We start from the raw sequence: 20,838 nt of genomic DNA, 5'->3' as shown, positions 1-20,838 counted from the left end.
ATGGGCTAGCGCGGGTTTTGGTCCGAGCAATAGTCGAGATTCCGGTAGACGCTGCGGACAGCGGCGTCGGGATCCCGCGCTTCCAGGGCGTCCACCAGTTCGTCGTGGCCCTCACGGGGAATGCCGTTGAAGCCGCCCTTGCGTTGCTGCCGCAAGAGATCGTTGTGGAAGACGCCGCCAAAGGAAACATAGAGCTGGTGCAACAGCGGATTGCCTGATGCCAGGGCGACGCGTTCGTGGAATTCCCAATCGGCGCTGGCCCATGCAGGGTAATCTTCCGCAAGCCATGCATCGTGGCGGGCGGCAAGGAGCCGGCGCATCTCTGCCAGATCCTCCGTGGTGGCGTGCTTGGTGGCCAGGCGGGCAGCCTGGGTGTCCAGGCCAAGCCGGACTTCCACGATGTGTTCCTGCGTGTGCTCGAGGTACATGCGCTGGGCTGCCCCGGACATCTCGCTGTTTGCACGCACATACGTGCCGTCACCGCGGCGGACTTCCAACATGCCTGAGTGCGCCAGTGCTTTGATCGCCTCGCGGAGGGTGCCTCGGGAAACCCCCAACGTGGACATGAGCTCGGGCTCAGCCGGGATGCGTTCCTGCAATGGCCACTCGCCGGACTTGATCATGTCCCGCAGCTTCGCGGTAATTTCCTCGGCCAGGGCCGGGCGGTGGGAAGGCGTCAGGGTCATACGGTCCTCGGTGCGGTCTTGGTGGCAGTGCGCTTGCTGGTGAGCAGGTGGCAAGTGACCATGAGCGCCACAGCCACGATGGACAGCAGGCTCATGGGCAACACCCAGCCGCCGGTGGCGCTGTGGAGCAGCCCCATCCCGAAGGGGCCGATTGCCGCAATCAAGTATCCCAGCGATTGGGCGATGGTGGAGAGTGCGGTGGTTTCCGCCGTCGAACCTCCGCTTCGGCTGATGATCACCAAAACCAGCGGGAAGATGCCCAAGCCGAAGCCGAACAGCACAGCCGGCACCACGGCCATCGACGTCGGCAGCCACAGCATGGCGGCGATGGCCACCAGCGTGGAGCTGCTTGCGAGGTAGAGCGCGGGGCGGAGCATGCCGGGCCGTGAGCCGAAAGCGAGGAGGATCATTCCGGCCGCCACCGAAACCAACTGCATGACGCCGAACTGGAGGCCGCTTTCGGAGGCACTCAGCCCTTGGGAGGTGAGGATATAGGCGAACCAGCTCATCACGGCATATGCGAGGAAGGCCTGGAAGGTGAAGATGGCGGTGATCAGGATGCCGAGGCGCGTGCGGAGCAGTGGCCACATGGAGACGCGCGGGCGGTCGGTCTTGGTGGTGTTCCGGTGCGTGTGCAGGACTACGGGCAGGAAACCGAGGAGCGCCGCGACACCCAGCAGGCCCCATGCCGCCAGCCCCATGGACGGCGAGCCGAGCTGCTGTGCCAAGGGAACGCTGACCGCTGCGGCGAAGGTTGCGCCGCCGGACATGGTGAACGTGTAGAGGCCGGTCATCATGGACGTGCGGTCCGCATAGTGCTCGCGGATGAACGACGGCATGGCCACGTTGCACACTGCCAGTCCTGACATGGCCAGGACCGTGCCGCCCAGCAGGGCGCCAGTCACCGGCACGCCACGGACCAGCAAGCCCGCAGCCAGGAGGGCCAAGGCGATGGCAATGGCTTTTTCGACACCTACGCGGCGGGTCAACCACGAGGTTCCCATGCCCGCCACTGCGAAGCACAGCAGAGGGATGGATGGCAGGACCGATGCCACCAGGGCCCCGTAGCCCAGGACCTGCTGCAGCTCGTGGAACAGGGCCGCGGCACTGGTAATCCCGGCACGCAGGTTCAGGCCGATGAGCACTACGGCAATTATGCCGACGACGGCGACGACGCGCGTCCTGGGGGCTGCCTGGCTGGCCGAAGCGGAAGAAGCCTGGGTAGCAGCAATCGTCGGGATGTTTCCTGTCGTGGGTGTCAGAGGGGTCGTCGCCATATTTAAAGGTTAGACGTTTGACGTCTAATGTCTACAGTTTTGTGGCGAAGCTCTCCGGGAGCGGCTACCTGGGGTTGCGGGAGCCGAGCCGCTGAACCGCCAAGGCGAGCCACAGCTGAACCCGGTCCTGGGTTTGCGAGGGGTCGTAGCCGGTCAGTTCCGTGATCTGGGCCAGACGGTATCGCACGGTGTTCCTGTGGAGGGTAAGCGCCTCGGCAACCGCGGCCACGGAGCCGTTGTGGTTCAGGTAGCTCTCCAGGGTGGCCACCAACTCTGCGCCATGGGCGGCATCAAACTTGCGCAGCGGGGTGAGGGACTCGCTGGCCATGTCCGCCAACGGAACGTCCTCGCTGGCCAGCAGCAGGGAGGTCAGGCTCAGGCGTTCGGGCTCGTTCACCGGCAAGCCGTGCGCCGCGGCGTCGCGCGCTTCGAAGTAGCTCCACCGCAGGCCGTTCGGCTTGGTGTAGGCCCCGCCGATGCCGATCACGGCGTGGATGCCGGCCTCTTGCAGGTGATCGCTAAGGCTCTTGGCCAGGGCGGTGGCGGAACTGCCGTCGTCGCTGACTACCGTCACCAAATCCTTGCCGACGACGGCGCTGACGCCGCCTTCCAGCGCCTGGGGCAGGGAAATACTGACCAGCTGTTTGTGGTGTGCCGTGGACTCGGCAACCAGCACGACGTTTTTCCTTGTGCTGTTGATGCCCACACCTGCCAAACGGCGGGCTGCCTCGATGGTTTCCAGGGTGCCGTGGATGACGTCGTCCAGCACCTGCCCGGCCATGGCACGCTGGGACTGCCGCTGCTTGACCATGTTGTTGAGCTCCACGCTGATCAGGTTCTGCGCGTAGCTGACGATTCCCGAATCGATGAAAGGCTGCCGCAACCAGAGCGTGCAGGCGTCCCTGCGGCCGGTGGGAATCGGATACGAAGCCCAACCGTCCGCCGTCGGGGCCGGTTTCCCCACCACGCTGTTGTAGAGCTGCGCGCTGAACTGGGTGAGCACGACGTCAGTTCGCAGCATGCTGCCAAGTTGCTTGAGGAGTTCATTGAGGCCGCCGCCGGTCAGGAGCGAGCGGGCCAGGATCTGGTGCCCGGCCAAGAGGCGTTCGAGATTGGAATAATGGTCGGCGGAGTGGGACTCTGCCACGAGTTTGCCGATGGCGATGAACGGGATTTCGTAGGGCACCTCCACCAAGGGCAATCCCCAGCGGTTGGCCTCTGCGATCAGGGCTTCGGGAACCGATTCATGGGTGAGGCCTATACCGAAACCGATCCCCACAGCACCCGCGCGTTGGACCTGGCGGACGAAGCGCCGCTGATCAGCCGCGCTTTTGAGGCGAAGGCCCGTGGTGAGGACCAGCTCGCCGCCACTGAGGAAGCGTTGCGGGTCTTCCAATTCGGTCACCGCGACCCAGCTGATGTCCTGGTTCCACGTGGTCTCGGCGAGGCCGGACTGACGGAGTTTCAGGGAGGGGACAGCGACGAGCGAAGCGAGGGACAGAGCCATGTTTAAAGCGTAACCCGGCGCTGGGCAAGCGCACTAAGCGGGGTGTGCTTGTGTGTGCAGCTGACTATTCCTTGCACCCCCTCCCTGGCATAGGCTCTGATCAGCTAAATCCATGCCCAGACACCGAAAGAGGGTTGCACGCCGTGGTTCAAACCTTGCAGAACTTCATCAATGGCGAATTCGTCACGCCGGCAGGTACGGGTCTCCTGGACATCGTTAACCCTGCCACCGGGGAAATCGTTGCCAAGTCGCCCATTTCGGTGCAAGCCGACGTGGACGCAGCCATGACCGCCGCCAACGAGGCCTTCAAGACCTGGAAGAAGGCAACCCCCGGCCAGCGCCAGCTCATGCTGCTCAAGCTCGCCGATGCCGTGGAAGCCAACAGCGACGAACTGGTAGAAGCCCAGCACCGCAACACCGGCCAGGTCCGCTCCCTGATCGCCTCCGAGGAAGTTGCGGCCGGCGCCGACCAGCTCCGCTTCTTCGCCGGTGCCGCCCGCATCATGGAAGGCAAGTCCGCAGGCGAGTACTTCGAGGGCCACACCTCCTACGTGCGCCGCGAACCGATCGGCGTCGTAGCCCAGGTTGCGCCGTGGAACTACCCGTTCCTCATGGCCATCTGGAAGATCGGCCCCGCCTTGGCCGCGGGCAACACCGTGGTCCTGAAGCCCTCGGACACCACCCCGGAGTCCACCCTGGTACTGGCACGCCTTGCCGGCGAGATCTTCCCGGCCGGCGTCCTCAACGTTGTCCTGGGCACCGGCGAAACCGGCGCCATGATGGTTGACCACAAGGTTCCCGGACTGGTGTCCATCACGGGCTCCGTCCGCGCAGGCATCGCAGTTGCCAGCGGCGCAGCCAAGGGCCTCAAGCGTGCGCACCTGGAACTTGGCGGCAAGGCTCCGGCCATCGTCTTCAAGGATGCCGACATCAAGAAGAGCGCAGCGGCCATCGCCGAGTTCGCTTTCTTCAACGCCGGCCAGGACTGCACCGCCATCACCCGTGTGCTCATCGAGGACTCCGTCCACGATGACGTCGTGGCAGCCATGGTGGAGCACACCAAGACCCTGCACACCGGTTCGCAGAACGACGAAGACAACTACTTCGGTCCGCTCAACAACGTGAACCACTTCAACGCCGTGACCTCCGTGGTGGAGCACCTCCCGGCGAACTGCAAGATCGAAACCGGTGGCCACCGCGCAGGCGAGAAGGGCTTCTTCTTCGAGCCCACCATCATCACCGGCGCCAAGCAGAGCGACGACATCGTGCAGAAGGAAACCTTCGGTCCGGTCATCACCGTGCAGAAGTTCAGCACGGAAGAAGAAGCACTCGAGCTGGCCAACGACGTCGAATACGCCCTGGCGTCCAGCGTCTGGACCACCGACCACGGGACGGCCATGCGCATGAGCCGCGACCTGGACTTCGGTGCGGTCTGGATCAACACCCACATCCTCCTGACGGCAGAGATGCCGCACGGCGGCTTCAAGCAGTCCGGCTACGGCAAGGACCTCTCCATGTACGGCGTCGAGGACTACACGCGGATCAAGCACGTGATGAGTGCATTGGATGCATAACGCAATTGCATAACGCAGTTGCGTAACGCGTCCGCGTAACCCGTACGAATTTCCCAGAAAGGCAACCACCCCATGACCACCACCGCGAACGAACTGTCGTACCGCATCGAGCAGAAGCGCAACATCAACGGCGCTTTCCCCGGACCCAAGTCGCAGGCACTGGCCGAGCGTCGCTCCGCCGTCGTTGCTGCCGGCGTCGCCTCGGGCGTCCCCGTCTACGTTGAAGACGCCGACGGCGGCATCATCCGCGACGTCGACGGCAACTCCTTCATCGACCTCGGCTCCGGCATCGCCGTGACCAGCGTCGGCGCGTCCGATCCCGCCGTCGTCGCCGCTGTCCAGGAAGCTGCAGCGCACTTCACGCACACCTGCTTCATGGTTACCCCCTACGAGGGCTACGTTGCAGTTGCCGAGCAGCTCAACCGCCTCACCCCGGGCGACCACGCCAAGCGCACCGTGCTGTTCAACTCCGGCGCTGAAGCCGTGGAGAACGCCGTCAAGGTTGCACGCCTGGCCACCGGCCGCGACGCCGTGGTTGCTTTCGACCACGCCTACCACGGCCGCACCAACCTGACCATGGCACTGACCGCCAAGGCCATGCCGTACAAGACCAACTTCGGCCCGTTCGCGCCCGAGGTCTACCGCATGCCCATGAGCTACCCGTTCCGTGAAGAGAACCCGGAGATCACGGGTGCCGAGGCAGCCAAGCGCGCCATCACCATGATCGAGAAGCAGATCGGTGGCGACCAGGTTGCCGCGATCATCATTGAGCCCATCCAGGGCGAGGGCGGCTTCATCGTTCCGGCCGAAGGCTTCCTGCCGGCACTGTCCGCATGGGCCAAGGAAAAGGGCATCGTCTTCATCGCCGACGAAGTCCAGTCCGGCTTCTGCCGCACGGGCGAATGGTTCGCCGTTGACCACGAAGGTGTTGTCCCGGACATCATCACCATGGCCAAGGGCATCGCCGGCGGCCTCCCGCTGTCCGCGATCACCGGCCGCGCCGACCTGCTCGACGCCGTTCACCCGGGCGGCCTCGGCGGCACCTACGGTGGCAACCCGGTTGCCTGCGCAGCAGCACTCGCCGCGATCGACACCATGGAACAGCACGACCTCAACGGCCGCGCCCGCCACATCGAAGAGCTCGCCCTGGGCAAGCTGCGCGAACTCGCTGAAGAAGTTTCCGTGGTCGGCGATATCCGTGGCCGTGGCGCCATGCTGGCCATCGAGCTCGTCCAGCCCGGATCCAAGGAACCCAACGCCGAGCTCACCAAGGCCGTTGCCGCTGCTTGCCTCAAGGAAGGTGTCATCATCCTCACCTGTGGCACCTACGGCAACGTGATCCGTTTGCTCCCGCCGCTGGTCATCAGCGACGAACTGCTCCTCGACGGCCTCGAGGTCCTCGCCGCAGCCATCAAGGCCAACGCGTAACTTTCACCGCTGTACACAGAGGGAGGGCCGGGGTTTCCCGGCCCTCCTTCTGCGTGTGCGCCGGGTTCGCTGGTTCGCCGGGTTCGCCGGGTTCGCCTGAGCGCGCCGAGATCGCCGTTCCTCGTCGAGATCGCCGTTCCTCGTCGAGATCGCCGTAGCTATCCAGCGATCTTGCATGGCTCCCGCGATTTCGACGCCGGAATGCACGAGGTGCCCAGCGTCAGGTTCTTCTGGTGACCATGTCCGTCCAGCTGGACCTCGATGACCACGGGCCCGACACTGACCAGGCGCACGCCGTCGCCGGAGCACGCCGTCGCCGGAGCGCGCCGAGATCGCCGGAGTGCGCCGAGATCGCCGGAGCGTGCCGAGATCGCCGTTGCTATCCAGCGATCCTGCATGGCTCCGGCGATCTCGACGCCGGAACGCCCTAGGCGCCAAGCCTCAGGTTCTTCTGGTGGCCATGTCCGTCCAGCTGGACCTCGATGACCACTGGCCCGACACTGACCAGGCCCACGCCGTCGCCGCAGTGGCCCGAGTTCGCCGGAGCGCGCCGAGATCGCCGTTGCTATCCAGCGATCCTGCATGGCTCCCGCGATTTCGACGCCGGAACGCCCTAGGTGCCCAGCGTCAGGTTCTTCTGGTGACCGTGTCCGTCCAGCTGGACCTCGATGACCACGGGCCCGGCACTGACCTGGCCCACGCCGGGATTATCGTAGCGAGCCGAGATCGCCGTTCCTCGCCGAGTTCGCCGTTGCTATCCAGCGATCCTGCATGGCTCCCGCGATCTCGACGCCGGAATGCACGAGGTGCCCAGCGTCAGGTTCTTCTGGTGGCCATGTCCGTCCAGCTGGACCTCGATGACCACGGGCCCGGCACTGACCAGGGCCACGCCGGGATCTTTGGAGTGTGCCGAGTTCGCCGGAGCGCGCCGAGATCGCTGTAGCGAGCCGAGATCGCCGTTGCTATCCAGCGATCCTGCATGGCTCCGGCGATCTCGACGCCGGAACGCCCTAGGCGCCCAGCCTCAGCTTCTTCTGGTGGCCGTGTCCGTCCAGCTGGACCTCGATGACCACTGGCCCGACACTGACCAGGCCCACGCCGTCGCCGCAGTGGCCCGAGTTCGCCGGAGTGCGCCGAGATCGCCGTTCCTCGTCGAGATCGCTGTAGCTAGACAGCGATCCCGCATGGCTCCCGCGATCTCGACGCCGGAGCGCCCTAGGTGCCCAGCGTCAGGTTCTTCTGGTGGCCATGTCCGTCCAGCTGGACCTCGATGACCACGGGCCCGGCACTGACCAAGGCCACGCCGTCGTCGGCCTGTACAACGGTGCGCCACTGAGAACCAGGCAGCGTGATCCGGACGCTGGCTTGGGTCCAGGATGGGTCGGCCACGGACAGGGTGAGCTGGTTCCCGGCCTGGTGGGCTGCCAGGGTGCACGAGCCGGAGACGGCATAGCCGCCTGCAGTGCCTGCTGCGAAGAAGTTGGCCAGGACGAGTTGGTCCTTGACCAGCTCAACCATATGGACCTCCGACGAATTGGCCAGGACGTTGACATCGGGGTTGGCCGACTGGGAGAACGTAGTGGAATGGCTTGCCGCGGGCAACACCATGTAGGCATAGCCCGATCCGGATGGATCCACACCGTGGCGGTGCGTGACGGTCACATAGTCCCGGGTAACAGGATCGGTTGACCCGCCGGTGTCTGCTCCGGAGTTCACGTCGAACCAGCTCCCCGTTCGGCGGACCACGGCCACTTCAGGCACCCCGGACACTCCCGGCGCATCAAGGAACACGTAGCCGCCGTGCCCCTCGATGTGCACGGACTTCTGGAGCTGTACTGCTGCATCGCCGGGTGCCATGCGACGGTTCCGGGAATCGGTCCGCAACGCAGGCACGGTTCCTGACGCGAACGCCCTGTTCTCCACCGTGGTCTGGACGGCAGCCCCACCCGTGCCGGTGATGCCCGCCCCCAGGCAGACCACCGCGTCATCAAGGAAGAACCAGGACTTCCTGCCGGACAAGGTCTTGTTGTGGTTGAGATGGTCCATGCCGATGACACCCCACCGGGCATCCACGGTGAGCCCACCGGCAAAAGCCTGGAAAGCGCGCGGAATTCCGGTCCCGGCGCCTCCCGCGCCGCTGGCCCGTGCTTGGTCATTGACCGTGGTGCCGGGAAGGGCGTAAGGATCCACCGTCGGCCAGAAATCGGAGCTGAACTGCGAGGGGTCCTGGCGGGTGTAAACGAACGTCATGCCGTCGCCCTGGTACCAGCCAAGGTTGTTCTCGCTGTTGCCCCACTCGTACCTGCCGATGCGCTTGGAGGACAGGTTCACCGTGCAACCCCACTGGGGGCGGTGGTGGACCAGTCGGTCCTGATCGGCGAACATGCGGCTGTACACCGGTGCCGGCGCGGAGACCACGGCGGTATCGGAGAGGACGTCCAGGGACAACAGGGACTTTGCCAGGCTCTGCGTTGGGTGCCCTACGAGTTTCTGGTCTGCGCAGCGTTCCAGCCAGCCCTTGGCCAAGGCCAGGAACCGGGAACGGTACGGCTGCTCGCAGCCCGGCGCCAACAGCAGCACCGCGGAGATCAGGCCGAAGCCGCTGACGTAGTCGGGTTCCCGTTGCCGCGACACGGCACGGCCGCGGACGGTGTCCATGATCCGGCCGTCCCACACGAACGGGGCATAGGTCTGTTCCACTGCCTCAAGGAGTACGGTTCTTTTCGGGTCGCTGACGGCCCACAAGCTCCCGCCCAGCATGGCAATGATCTCTGCGATACCGGCTAACGCCACCACGCCGTAGGTCCCGGCATAAGGCAGGTACGTGTGCTGCACGAAGGAGCCGTCGGTATAGAAGCCGTCGCCGCTGGTCACGTAGGTGAAGACGCTGTTGACTCCACCGCGGACGGTGTCGCTCAGGGCATCACGTCCCAACGCGATTTCATCCGGATTGTTGTCCAGGATGCCGCGCATGCAGCAGGCCAGCGCCTTGTCCACGCGGTTGGCGCCTGTCTCGGCGAAAGATGTAGCACGGCCGCGCCAATTCGGGTTCGGTGCGAACCAGCGGACAGCTGCCAGCAGGGACGTCCGCAGGGCTTCGGGGACCTCGGTATGAAGCAGTGTCAGGATATCCACTGACTTGCGGGGAACACCGATTTCCCAGAACCACCAGTTTCCGGCAGCGCGCATCCCGGGCTTGTACGCGGTGTCATTGAGGAGCTTCAGTCCGGCAACAATGTCAGCGGCCAGTTCCGGGTTCCCGGCGTAGGGATTGCCGGGGACCGCGTAGCCCAACGCCATGTCGTAGAGGCGGTTGAAGTGCAGGCCCATGTTGCTGGTGGCCGCGGTGGACTGTCCTATGCCCGTCAAGGGGATGTCGCTCCACAGAGAGGTCCGGACCGGCGCCTTGTCCATGGACGTCCACCACGTACCGGCGGTGCTGCCCATCCCTTCGAGCTGCCCTGCGAGTTCGGGGACATCCGCGGCGCTCCGGCTCCCGGTAAGGACCAGGCGTCGACGATCTATGAGTTCCTGCAAGCCGGCGTCGCCGGCTGCCATGGACGGCGCTGTCTGGGACAGCAGTGCCCCGGCGAGGGCGGCAGCCCCCGTGGTGCGGAAGAGATTTCGGCGGCTCATGGTGGGTCCAGTGAAGTTCAAAACTGCTCCGTTCAAAACTGTTTCGGGGGTGATGGGAATGCGGCTGCGGTGAAGCTCTCCGCAGCTTTATGTCCGGTTCCCGGGCCCCTCAACAGCAGTGAACGGAGAGTTCACGACTGTTTGGGAAATGACACCGAGTCCCGGATGACTATGTGCGTGCCGACGGTGAGGGTGTTGTCGGAGGAGGCGCCGGCGTCGTGCGGAGACTGGGCCAGCGCCAGCCGCACGGCTTCGCGTCCCAGTTCCTCGAGCGGCACCCGCACAGTTGTCAGGCGGGGACGCAGCTCGCTGGCCACGGGAACGTCGTCGTAGCCAACAACCGAAATGTCCTCCGGGACCCTGATTCCGCGTTCTTCGAGAGCCTCCAGGATTCCGGCGGCGACGAGGTCGTTGGCACCAAAGACGGCGGTGAACCCAAGGTCCTGCTCCAACAGTTCGCGCATCCGGCTGTAGCCGAAGCCGCGGCCAAAGGCTCCTTCGTGGACCAGGGCAGGATCGCGTTCGATACCTCGGGCATCCAGGGCGCGGTAGAAACCGGCCAGCCGGGACGCCGTCGTCGAAAAATCACGGGGGCCACCGACGTAAAGGATCCTCCGGTGTCCCTGCGAGATCAGGTAGTCGGTAATGGCGAAGGCGCCTCCTTCGTTGTCGTAGGTGACCATCTTGGTGGGAACACCAGTGCCCAGGGACGGCCTGCCGCACAGGACCAACGCGGATCCTGCCGCAGCAAGCGCCCGGGCACGGTCGGCCATCTGCTTCCGGTAACGGGGGTCGTCCGACGCGCCGCCCACCACGATCACCGCATCAGTCCGCTGCTCGCGCATGAGGTCCACCAGCGCGAGCTCCCGTTCCTTGTCGCCATGGGTGGCGGTGATCAGGCACAGGCGGCCCTCGGCGCTCGCCTGCCGCTCCACGCCCCGGGCAATGTAAGCGAAGAAAGGGTCGGCGACATCGTTGATGATGATTCCGACCGTGCGGGTAGTGGCACCGGCCAGGGCACGGGCATGCGCGTTGGCCACGTAGCCGAGGTCCGTCACGGAGCGGAAGATCCGCTCACGCGTGGCTTTGGCCACCGGGTAGTTGCCACTCAGGGCCCTGGAAACGGTGGCCACGGACACGCCTGCCGCCTGCGCGACGTCGGCAATGGTGGCGCCGCTGCCGCCGCGGGCATGGATCGGATCTGTGGGGGAGCTTTTGTCAGTCACTAGGCGATTCTCGCAAGATCCGCCGCCAATACCGGATAAGCCAAGGGCAAGCCCTCGCTCAATCGCCGGACTTCCGTGACGGCGTGGCTGCCCAGACGGTGGATCTCGTTGCCCATTGCCCCCGCGATATGAGGCGTCAGCACCACATTGGGCAGGGTGTGCAGGACCGAGTCGGCAGGAAGCGGTTCCGGATCCGTGACATCCAGATACGCGTCCAGCCGCCCCGACACGAGTTCCGCCGTCAGGGCTGCTGCATCGATCAGCGCGCCGCGTGCGGTGTTGATGACCAGTGTCCCGTCCTTCATGAGGGCAAGTTGCTGCGCACCGATGATGCCGCGCGTTTCAGCGATGTCCGGAGCGTGGATGCTGACCACATCGGAGAGGGCGCAGAGCTGGTCCAGGCCAACAGTTTCAACACCCAGTTCGGCGGCCTCGACGGCGGTGAGGTAGGGGTCGTAGACCAGTACCCGCGCGTCGAGGTTCTTGAGCAGTCCGATCACTTGGCGCCCGACGCGGGAGGCGCCCACCAAGCCGATCGTGACGCCGTTGGTTCCGATGGTGGGAAACCCTGCGGCGTTGCGGGAGGCGCCTGTCATGCGCAGTTGCTCACTGAACCTCCGGGCCCTCTTCAGGCCCATGACGATCGCGGCGAACGTGAACTCGGCCACCGGCACGGCATTGGCCGCGGCCGACGACGACACCTGGATTCCCCGGGTGTACACCTCAGGGGACAGGAAAGTTTTCACGGTGCCTGCCGCGTGGACGATGCAGCGCAACCGGGGCAAGTGGTCCAGTACGAAGGCATCAATGAGAGGGGCGCCCCACCCGGTGATGAGCAGTTCGGCGTCTCCGAGGCGCTCAAGGGTGCCCGGGACGGTGAAATCGGAGACGGGCTCGGGATCCAGCAGTGTGACGATTCCACGGAGCCGGGCAAGGTCCTCGGTGCTGAACAGGGTGGGCAGATTACTGCGGCCCATCACGAACGCAGCCTTGATGGTGCCGGCGTGCTGGAGGTTGGTGGTCACTGCAGGTTTCCGTCCGGTCGTGGTGATGAAAGCATAGAAAGCGCTTGCTATTTGCATGTCAGCGTAGGTGTGTCGAAGAATGGCTGTCAATCCCAGATTCCAATCAAAATAAGGATCTTTGTGTGTTATTGACATCACACAATTCTTCTGGGTAGCTTGTTCCCCATAGTAAACGCTTACTATTTCTAGCCGTCGAGCGCTTCCGGGCGCCGGGCCACTCCACATCCGCCGGCTTCGGCGCAGACAGAGGAAATACATGAGCAGCAACAGCCAGACACTCACGCCCCAGGCGACGCCCGACGTCGGCGGGCCGGCGCCGGTGGCGGACGGCCGCCGTCGGGGTCGCCCACCCGGGGGACCCGCCGCAGGCCGCGGCCGCAAGAAGAGCCTCATGGCCCGGATCCGCCGCGACAAAGTGATGTTGCTGCTGATCGCGCCGGGCTTCCTGTACTTCGTGGTGTTCCACTACGTCCCGCTGGCCGGCAACATCATCGCCTTCCTTGACTACAAGCCCTACCTCGGATTCGTGGACAGTGTTTGGGTGGGCCTGGACAACTTCGCAGCCATGTTCCAGGACGGCGCCTTCTGGGAAGCCCTGCGCAACACCCTGGTGATCACGGGCCTCCAGCTGGCCCTGTTCTTCCCGGTTCCCATCTGCCTGGCCTTGCTGTTGAACAGCATCGTGTCCGACAGGATCAGGAAGTTTGTCCAGAGCGTGGTCTACCTGCCGCACTTCATTGGCTGGGTGATCATCGTGGCAGTCTTCTCCGAAGTCCTCGGTGCCACCGGCGCTGTCCCGCACCTGCTGGAGAGCCTGGGCCTTCCGCGCTTCGACGCCATGACCACCCCGGAGTTCTTCCCGTTCCTGGTCACCATCCAATCCATCTGGAAGGACGCCGGATGGGGCACCATCATCTTCCTGGCAGCCCTGATGAACGTGGACCAGGAACTCTACGAAGCCGCGGCCGTAGATGGAGCCAATGCACGGCACCGGCTCTGGCACATCACCCTCCCCGGAATCATGCCTGTGATCATCCTGCTCCTCATCCTCAACCTGGGCAGCATCCTGTCCGTCGGTTTCGAACAGATCGTTCTCCAGCGCGACAACGTGGGTCCCGGTGCCGGAGAAGTCCTGGATACCTATGTGTACTTCCACGGCATCCAGGACGGGCAGTGGGGTCCGGCGGCAGCCGTGGGCCTGGTGAAGGGCATTGTGGGCCTGATCCTGGTGCTCGGTGCCAACAAACTCGCCCATCTCTTTGGACAGGAAGGTGTCTATTCCAATGGCAAATCCAAGTAGCACCCTGGTGGCCGGCCTGGGCCGGCTGAAGCCCAAGGACACACGCCCGATCTGGATGGAGAAACCCAAGCCCGCCGTCCAGGTTGCCAAGACCATCGCATTGGTCATCATCTGCTTCCTGGCCCTGTACCCGCTGCTGGCCGTCTTGGCTACGAGCCTCTCCAGCCAAAGCGAGATCGCCAACAACAACGGCTTGGTCCTCTTCCCCAAAGAGCCCACGTTCGCTGCCTACCAGACCATCTTTGCCGGGGGAGTGGTGACTGATGCGTTGATCCGTTCACTGCTGATCACCACCGTGGGCACGGCCCTCTCCTTGGTGGTTACGGTGGCCATGGCCTACGGCCTCACGCGCCGGGACCTGGTCGGCGGGCGCTTCTTCCTCATGACCGCCCTGTTCACCATGCTTTTCAGCCCCGGCATCATCCCCAGCTTCCTCATGGTCAAGGAACTCGGACTGCTGGACAGCTACGCGGCGCTGGTCCTGCCCACCTTGATGAGTGCCTTCAACCTCGTGGTGGTCCGGTCCTTCTTCATGAACCTCCCGCGGGAACTGTTCGAGGCCGCAAAGATCGACGGCGCGGGGGACTTCCGCATCCTGGTCCAGATGGTGTTGCCGCTCTCGCGAGGCGTGCTGGCCGTCGTCGGACTGTTCTACGCGGTGGGCTACTGGAACGCGTTCTTCAACGCCATGCTCTACCTGAACGATGACAAGTGGCCGCTGTCCATGATCCTGCGGCAATACGTGTTGCTCGGCCAGCCCATGGGCGACTCCGCAGTGGCCGAGATCGCGGTGCCGTCGCAAGCGATCCAGATGGCCGTCGTCGTGATTTCCCTGATCCCGATCGTGATCGTGTTCCCGTTCCTCCAGCGCTACTTCACCAAGGGCGTCCTCACCGGCGCCATCAAAGGCTAGTCCAACTCTCCATTCTTGAAAGGGAAGACCCATGAACGCAGTACCCTCTGCCGGCCCCAGCCGCCGGAACTTCCTCTCCGTAGCAGGCATCGGTGCGCTGGCTCTCTTCAGCGGCGGGGCCCTGGCCGGCTGCGGGCAGCGCACCACCAGTGTCGCCTCGAACGCCAGCGAAGCATTGTTGCCCACGCACATGCCCCTCCAGGCAGCCGCTGCCGACATCCCCGGTACAGCGCAAGGTGTGCCGTCGGCGTTCTACAAGTACCCCGCGCCGTTCCGCAGCGTGCAGACAGCACCGCTGAAGGGAGGCAAAATCACAGCTATCACCAACTTGTTCGGCACGGCGCCGAACGCGCGGGCGGACAACCCTGCGTGGCAGGCCATCGAAGCCCGTCTGGGCGGGCAGGTGGACATCACCTCGGTCTCCTCGGACGACTACGCCACCAAGTTCAACACCATCATCGCCGGCGGCGAGCTTCCGGACCTCATGCTCAACGACGGCGCCGCCGTGCCCAACATCGTGGAGTTCCTGCAGGCCAAATGTGCGGACCTGACACCGTTGCTGGGTGGCGACAAGATCAAGGACTATCCCAACCTGGCGGCCATTCCGGAGGTGTTCTGGAAGCAGACCGTCCAGGCCGGCAAGCTGTACTCGCTGCCCATTCCGCGCAACCTCACCGGTGGGTCCGGCTTCGTGAACCAGACGCTGTTGGAGAACGTCGGCGTCAAGTCCACTGAAGACATCAAGGACAAGGACGACTTCTACCGGGTGGCCAAGGAACTCACCAACCCCTCCAAGAACCAGTGGGCGTTGGGCAGCACCAAGTTTGGGCTCACCATGCTGCACCACATGTTCCGCACACCGAACGTCTGGAAGAACGACGGCGGCAAACTCACCAGGGCGTTCGAGACGGACGAATACATGGCCGCGATCGAGTTCGCAGCCAAGCTCTACAAAGATGGCTTGTACGTTCCCGGCTCCGAGGGCTGGACGAAGTCGCAGATGGTGAACTCCTTCATCTCCGGCAAAGTGGCCATGATCTACGACGGACTCCCGGCCTACATCGGACCCACTGGGTACGGCCGCAGCGTTCCCGCAGCCAACAAGGCCAACAAAGCCGTCCCGTTCATCCCTGTGGGCCACGACGGTGGCAAGGCGCAGACCTGGTTGGACAACATCACGTTCGGCACCGTGATGCTCAAGAAAGCCGACGAAACCAAGCTCAAGGAAGTCCTGGCCGTGGCCAACTTCCTGGCGGCTCCGTTCGGCAGCGAGGAGTACCTGCTGCTCAACTACGGCGCAGAAGGGGCCGACTACACCTTGGACGCCAGCGGTAATCCCGTGGTGACCGATCGCGGCCTGCTGGACAACGCCGTGCCGTGGAAGTACCTGGCCGCACCGCAGCAAGTGGTGTACGACCCCAGCAACAAGGACATTGTGGGCGTCATGCATAATGCCTACTCGAAGCTCATCCCGTTGGGTGTCGAAGATCCCTGTGGCACGCTGTTCAGCCCGACGAACGCCAGCAAGGGCGCCAAGCTGGGCCAACCCGTCTCCGACGCCGCCACAGCAGTCATTGCCGGACGTGGCACCATGGACGCACTTAAGACTGCCGTGGCGGACTGGAAGAAGAATGGTGGCGACACCATCCGCGGCGAATACGAGTCAGCGCTGGCCAAGTAGCCGGCCCGCCCCGCCCCGGTCCGCTAAACCGGCCAGCACAACCCGGCCTGCACAACCCGGCCAGCACAACCCGGCCTGCACAACCCGGCCTGCACAACCCAAGGAACCCTGTGACACAGCTCCCGCCAGTAACCCAGCCCTGGCTTCCCCATCCTGATCCCGTCCTGTCCCCGTTCACGGGCTGGACCCGCGGCCATTGGGAAGCCACGGCCGACCATTGGCTCGGACACATCCGTGCCTACTCCAGCCCGCTCAAGGCCAGTCCACGCCTTCCGGGCCCGGTGACGCGTGACGGCGAGCGCCGGGAAGGCATGGAGACCATCGGACGGAGCATGCTGATGGCCGCGCCGCGGATCGCCGGTGCCCGTGGCCGGGACCGCTTGGAGTTGGCGGCTTGGTACCGGGAGGCGCTGCTGGCCGGTACCGATCCTGACGGTGCAGAACGTTGGCCGTTGGGTGTCACGTGCAAGTCTCCGTTGCTGGGGGTGACCAACTCGATTGTGGAAGCGGCGAACATCGCTTTCTCGCTCCACATCGCCAGGGAGTGGTTGTGGGAACCGTTGGATGCCGATGAAAAGAAGCAGGTTGCCGGCTGGTTGCGGCACCATGCCCGGCTCGAGGTGTGGGGTAACAACTGGCAGCTCTTTCCGGCAATGGCGGAGGGTTTCCTGCGTTCGGTGGGGGAGGACGTGTCGGGCTGCACGGGTGCGCGGAATGTGGCCCGGGTGGAGTCCTGGTATCTGGGCGATGGGTGGTACACCGACGGGCCGGAGCACGCCATCGACTACTACAACGCGTGGGCCATCCACCCTTATTTGTGGGCCTGGTACAAGATGACCGGCCGTGAGGATACCCCCGAGGGTCGCCGTCATCTGGAGCGCTTGCGCGAATTCGTGGGTACGCAGAGCCTGATGTTCGCCAGTGATGGGGCAGTGCTGCATGTCGGGCGATCCCTGGCGTACCGCACCGCGGTCCTGGCCGCTTTGTGGTGTGCCGAGATCTCTGGCGTAAACCCGTTGACGTCGGGTGCCACGCGTCGCCTGGCGTCCGGGGTCCTGGCGAACTTCACGGCGAAGGGCGTTGGCGTTGATGGGCCGCCGAACCTGGGCTGGTATGACGAACATCTGGGCTCCTGCCAGGCGTACAGCGGGTTCGGTTCACCGTATCTGGCAGGCATCGGCTTCCTGGGGTTGGCGCTGCCGCCGGAGCACAGGGTGTGGCAGGACGTGGAAGAGCCGCAGCCCACAGATGGCCCGGCCGCTGTTCGGGCGTTGCCTGATGCGGGTTGGACTGTGATCAGCGATGGCGGCTTGGTCCGTCTCACCAACCACGGCAGCGACCATTGCGGCCTGCCCGTGGGCGGCGGCACGGACCCCGATGATCCGCACTACGCCAAGTTCTCCTATTCCACCCATACAGCGCCGGGTACAGGAGTTGCGTGGGAGGACAACGTGGATGGTCACCTTGCGTTGTTGGGGTCCGACGGCGTGGCGAGCCGGCGCTGTGCCCTGCGCGCCACCCGCACGGACGGACTCGTCAGCGGATCCGTCCACATCCCTCAGCTGCACGGAAAGACCCTGCCCGGCACGGCCGTCATCACAGTGTCGGTGGTGGACGGCATCCACGAGCTTCGCTGCCATTTGGTCCGTGGCCCGATGGAGTATTCCGTCCGGGAGGGTGGCCATGCTGTTGCCGGCGCCACGCCGGTGGACGTTGGAGCGACGGACAACACCGCGTGGGCCGGCAACGGTGATGTCTACGTCGCTGTGACGGCGGTGCACGGCTGGGAAGAGCCGCGGACCACGCGGTATACGGATGCCAACGCCATGGGCAAGCACTCAGCAGTCCCGAGCCTTGGCGCGGAGCGCAACAGTGAGGAAACGGTCCACGTTGCCCTCCACACGCTGACCCGGGGACCGGCTCCTTCGCCGGAAGCGCTCCAGGCGGCTGCCGCCGTCGTGGTTTCAGGTACGGAAGTTTCCGTGTCGTGGGCTGGCGGCGCACAGCAATCTTTTGACCTGCGGACGTTTGTGCCGTGGGACGGGCAGGTGGGGAAATGATCGAGCTCAAATATGGAGCCGCCAGGCAGGAACCACGGCAGGATGCTGCGATGCAGCGGTTCCGCGGCCATCGCGTGGGGCAGTTCATTCACTGGGGACTATATGCGTTGCCCGCCGGTCGCTGGGAAGGCAAAGATGTGGAATTCGCCGCTGAGTTCCTGCCCCGCGTGGCGAAGATTCCGCAACAACGCTGGGAGGCGCTCGCGAACGATTTCACCTTGGCGGATTTCGACGCCGAGCGGTGGGCGGACACGGCAGTGGCGATGGGTGCCCGCTACATGACCATCACCACCAAACACCATGATGGTTTCTGCCTGTGGCCGAGCGCGCACACGGACTTCCACATGGGGAACACGCCCTCCGGCCGCGATGTCCTGGGTGAGCTGGTGGCCGCCTATGAAGCCCGGGGGATTGACGTCAACTTCTACTACTCGGTGCTGGATTGGCGGCACCCGGACTGGCGCTTCACGCTGGAGAACGACGCCGACAACCTGGCTTTCGCCCGCTACCTCGACTTCGCGATGAAACAGTTGGAAGAACTGGCCGAACGCTATCCGAGCGTGAAGGGCTTCTGGTTCGACGGCACGTGGGACGAATCCGTGAAGGCCAACGGGTGGTGGACCTGGGAGGTGGAACGGATGTTGAAAGAACGTCTTCCCGGCGTGGTGGTCAACAGCCGCTTGCGGGCGGACGACCTTGGAGCCAGACACGTGGACTCCAACGGCCACCTCATGGGCGACTACGAAAGCGGCTACGAGCGCCGGCTTCCCGAGCCCTGGGACACCAGCGTTGCCACCCGTGACTGGGAAGCCTGCATGACCATTCCGCAGGCGAGCTGGGGATACCACCAAGGCCCGTGGGCGCAGTCGACGCTCAAGCATCCCTGGGATGTGGTGGACATGATCGCCCACTGCACATCCCTGGGTGGTAACTTCCTGCTGAACTTCGGCCCCCGCGGCGACGGTTCCATGGCCCCTGCCGAGGTGGAGATCGCCCGCAGGGTGGGGGAGTGGCTCGCGGTCAACGGTGAAGCGATCTACGGGTGCGGGTACGCCGAGGGCTGGGACTATCCGGGGTGGGGGTACTTCACCCGGGACAGCAGCAGCGGACAAGTGTTTGCTGTGGTCACGCGCCTGCCGGCGTCGGGGCGGGTGCGCCTGCAGCTCCCTGCGGGCCTGGAGCTCACGGGGCTCCGGACACCCGGGACCGGCGCGCACCCGTACAACAGGCTGGCAGATTCCGTATTCGAGGTGGAACTGCGGGCTGGCTCAGAGGCTGGTCCCGCCGTTCTTGCCCTGGAAACTGGACTCCTTGCCGGGCCTGCTTCCGAAAAGGAGCCCAATCCGGACGTGCTCGACTAGCTAAGCTCCGGCCGCTGCCACCCGGGCCTTCTTCCTCAGCACGGAATTCTTCCTGGTGGTCCGCAGCATGTCGATGGTCAGGAGGACCAAAGCAAGCCAGACAACGCAGAAGCCGATCCAGCGGGCCGTCGTCATTGTTTCGTGGAACACCAGCAGCGCCACAACAAACTGGAGGATCGGCGCGAAGTATTGGAGGAGGCCGATAGTGGTCATCGGGAGGCGACGGGCAGAGGCGCCGAAGAAGAGCAGCGGAACAGCGGTGATCACGCCGGAAGCCACCAGCAACCAGAAATGTCCGGCGCCCATCGTCGTGAGGGTTTCAGCCCCCGTGACACCCAGGACCACCATGGTGATGGCAGCAAAGGGAGCCAGCACCACGGTCTCAACGCTCAGGCTCGTCAAGGCATCCACCTTGGGACCAACGCGCTTCTTCACGAAACCGTACAAGCCAAAGCTGAACGCCAGAATCAGGGCGATCCAGGGGAGTTGCCCGTACGAGAAAGTCAGGACTCCCACCGCGACGAATCCAATGCCCACGGCCGTCCACTGCAAGGGGCGCAGCTTCTCCTTGAGGACGAAAACACCCAGGAGGACCGAGACCAGCGGGTTGATGAAGTAGCCCAGGGAGGTCTCAACAGCATGCCCGGTAGTGACGCCGAACGTGTAGGTGAGCCAGTTGATGGCGATCAGGCCGGCGGCGAGCGCGAGCGGCCCGAAGACGGTACGGTCCTTCAACGCTGCACCGAAAACCCGCCAGGCCCGCGTGATGGTGATCAGGAGGGCGCAGAAGATGAGGGACCAGACAATCCGGTTGGCCACGATTTCGATCGCCCCGGCAGGCATGAGGATAAAGAAGTAGAGGGGAAGCAGGCCCCACAGGCCGTAAGCGCCGATGCCAAACAGGATTCCCGCCGTCGACTCGCTCCTCACAGGCTTGGCTGAACCGCCGGTTCCTGCTCTACCGCCCTTGGCCGCCGCCGTCGGGGGCTGGTTTGAAGGGGAGCCTGAGATGATCTGTTCCGGAGTCGACACATTGTCGCCAACACCGGGTATTGCTGCAATATTCCGCAATTTTTATGAATCTCTGTGACTCCTGCCATATAAGCGGCCGGGTGTAGGGTCGACACCTAGAATTGAAGTCTGCGCGCCCCCAACAGCGGCGTG

At 64.5% G+C, this 20,838-nt stretch carries 16 protein-coding genes; 8 read left to right on the top strand and 8 right to left on the bottom strand.

Features of this window, described 5'->3' with window-relative positions; translation table 11 throughout:
* Positions 1–5: 5 nt before the first annotated feature.
* From HMI60_RS14960 to HMI60_RS14950, 3 genes are all read right to left on the bottom strand, one after another.
* Complete coding sequence (locus HMI60_RS14960; protein WP_079580847.1) at positions 6–686, bottom strand: FadR/GntR family transcriptional regulator; 681 nt, start codon at positions 684–686, stop codon at positions 6–8.
* On the bottom strand, positions 683–1,963 hold the full coding sequence (locus HMI60_RS14955) for an MFS transporter (protein ID WP_193589879.1): 1,281 nt from the start codon (positions 1,961–1,963) through the stop codon (positions 683–685). Before HMI60_RS14955 ends, HMI60_RS14960 begins: the two co-directional genes overlap by 4 nt.
* 64 nt (positions 1,964–2,027) lie before the next feature.
* Positions 2,028–3,470: a PucR family transcriptional regulator gene (locus HMI60_RS14950; RefSeq protein ID WP_018776810.1), complete on the bottom strand. Its 1,443-nt coding sequence runs from the start codon at positions 3,468–3,470 to the stop codon at positions 2,028–2,030.
* 143 nt (positions 3,471–3,613) lie between these two features.
* Here HMI60_RS14950 and HMI60_RS14945 point away from each other — a divergent pair, with 143 nt between their 5' ends.
* Positions 3,614–5,044: a gamma-aminobutyraldehyde dehydrogenase gene (locus HMI60_RS14945; RefSeq protein WP_018776809.1), complete on the top strand. Its 1,431-nt coding sequence runs from the start codon at positions 3,614–3,616 to the stop codon at positions 5,042–5,044.
* A gap of 72 nt (positions 5,045–5,116) precedes the next feature.
* Complete coding sequence (gene gabT / locus HMI60_RS14940; RefSeq protein WP_018776808.1) at positions 5,117–6,472, top strand: 4-aminobutyrate--2-oxoglutarate transaminase; 1,356 nt, start codon at positions 5,117–5,119, stop codon at positions 6,470–6,472.
* A gap of 158 nt (positions 6,473–6,630) precedes the next feature.
* On the opposite strand, the gene HMI60_RS14935 is transcribed toward gabT, so the two are convergent.
* Positions 6,631–6,870 carry a hypothetical protein gene (locus HMI60_RS14935; protein WP_193589878.1) on the bottom strand — a complete coding sequence of 80 codons (240 nt, stop codon included), beginning with the start codon at positions 6,868–6,870 and terminating at the stop codon, positions 6,631–6,633.
* 56 nt (positions 6,871–6,926) lie between these two features.
* Between HMI60_RS14935 and HMI60_RS14930 the strand changes: the two genes are divergently transcribed.
* Complete coding sequence (locus tag HMI60_RS14930; RefSeq protein ID WP_193589877.1) at positions 6,927–7,415, top strand: hypothetical protein; 489 nt, start codon at positions 6,927–6,929, stop codon at positions 7,413–7,415.
* 272 nt (positions 7,416–7,687) lie between these two features.
* On the opposite strand, the gene HMI60_RS14925 is transcribed toward HMI60_RS14930, so the two are convergent.
* The 3 genes from HMI60_RS14925 to HMI60_RS14915 form a co-directional block, all read right to left on the bottom strand.
* Positions 7,688–10,108 (bottom strand): polysaccharide lyase 8 family protein, encoded by a 2,421-nt coding sequence (locus HMI60_RS14925; RefSeq protein WP_227453547.1) that lies wholly within the window; start codon positions 10,106–10,108, stop codon positions 7,688–7,690.
* Between the two features lie 131 nt (positions 10,109–10,239).
* Complete coding sequence (locus tag HMI60_RS14920) at positions 10,240–11,334, bottom strand: LacI family DNA-binding transcriptional regulator (RefSeq protein WP_193589875.1); 1,095 nt, start codon at positions 11,332–11,334, stop codon at positions 10,240–10,242.
* The gene (locus HMI60_RS14915; protein ID WP_227453546.1) at positions 11,334–12,359 is read right to left on the bottom strand and encodes a hydroxyacid dehydrogenase; all 1,026 of its coding nucleotides are present in this window, start codon (positions 12,357–12,359) and stop codon (positions 11,334–11,336) included. The genes HMI60_RS14920 and HMI60_RS14915 overlap by 1 nt, the downstream gene beginning before the upstream one ends.
* Before the next feature lie 256 nt (positions 12,360–12,615).
* On the opposite strand from HMI60_RS14915, the gene HMI60_RS14910 reads away from it, so the two are divergent.
* The 5 genes from HMI60_RS14910 (at position 12,616) to HMI60_RS14890 (ending at position 19,674) form a co-directional block, all read left to right on the top strand.
* Complete coding sequence (locus HMI60_RS14910; RefSeq protein WP_227453545.1) at positions 12,616–13,659, top strand: sugar ABC transporter permease; 1,044 nt, start codon at positions 12,616–12,618, stop codon at positions 13,657–13,659.
* Positions 13,643–14,572, top strand: coding sequence for a carbohydrate ABC transporter permease (locus HMI60_RS14905; RefSeq protein ID WP_227453544.1), 930 nt, complete (start codon positions 13,643–13,645; stop codon positions 14,570–14,572). Before HMI60_RS14910 ends, HMI60_RS14905 begins: the two co-directional genes overlap by 17 nt.
* Positions 14,573–14,603: 31 nt before the next feature.
* Positions 14,604–16,253: an extracellular solute-binding protein gene (locus HMI60_RS14900; RefSeq protein WP_193589873.1), complete on the top strand. Its 1,650-nt coding sequence runs from the start codon at positions 14,604–14,606 to the stop codon at positions 16,251–16,253.
* A 110-nt stretch (positions 16,254–16,363) separates the two neighbouring features.
* A complete protein-coding gene (locus HMI60_RS14895) occupies positions 16,364–18,313 on the top strand; it encodes a DUF2264 domain-containing protein (RefSeq protein WP_193589872.1) in 1,950 nt (649 codons plus the stop codon).
* Complete coding sequence (locus HMI60_RS14890; protein ID WP_227453543.1) at positions 18,310–19,674, top strand: alpha-L-fucosidase; 1,365 nt, start codon at positions 18,310–18,312, stop codon at positions 19,672–19,674. The genes HMI60_RS14895 and HMI60_RS14890 overlap by 4 nt, the downstream gene beginning before the upstream one ends.
* On the opposite strand, the gene rarD is transcribed toward HMI60_RS14890, so the two are convergent.
* Positions 19,675–20,745, bottom strand: coding sequence for an EamA family transporter RarD (gene rarD, locus HMI60_RS14885; protein WP_110503795.1), 1,071 nt, complete (start codon positions 20,743–20,745; stop codon positions 19,675–19,677). It lies immediately after the preceding gene.
* Positions 20,746–20,838: the final 93 nt, after the last annotated feature.

This window comes from Paenarthrobacter sp. YJN-D (assembly GCF_015040335.1).
Classification (GTDB): Bacteria; Actinomycetota; Actinomycetes; order Actinomycetales; family Micrococcaceae; genus Arthrobacter; species Arthrobacter nicotinovorans.
The sequence above is the reverse complement of the archived record's forward strand: the minus strand, read 5'-3'. Positions and strand labels throughout refer to the sequence as shown.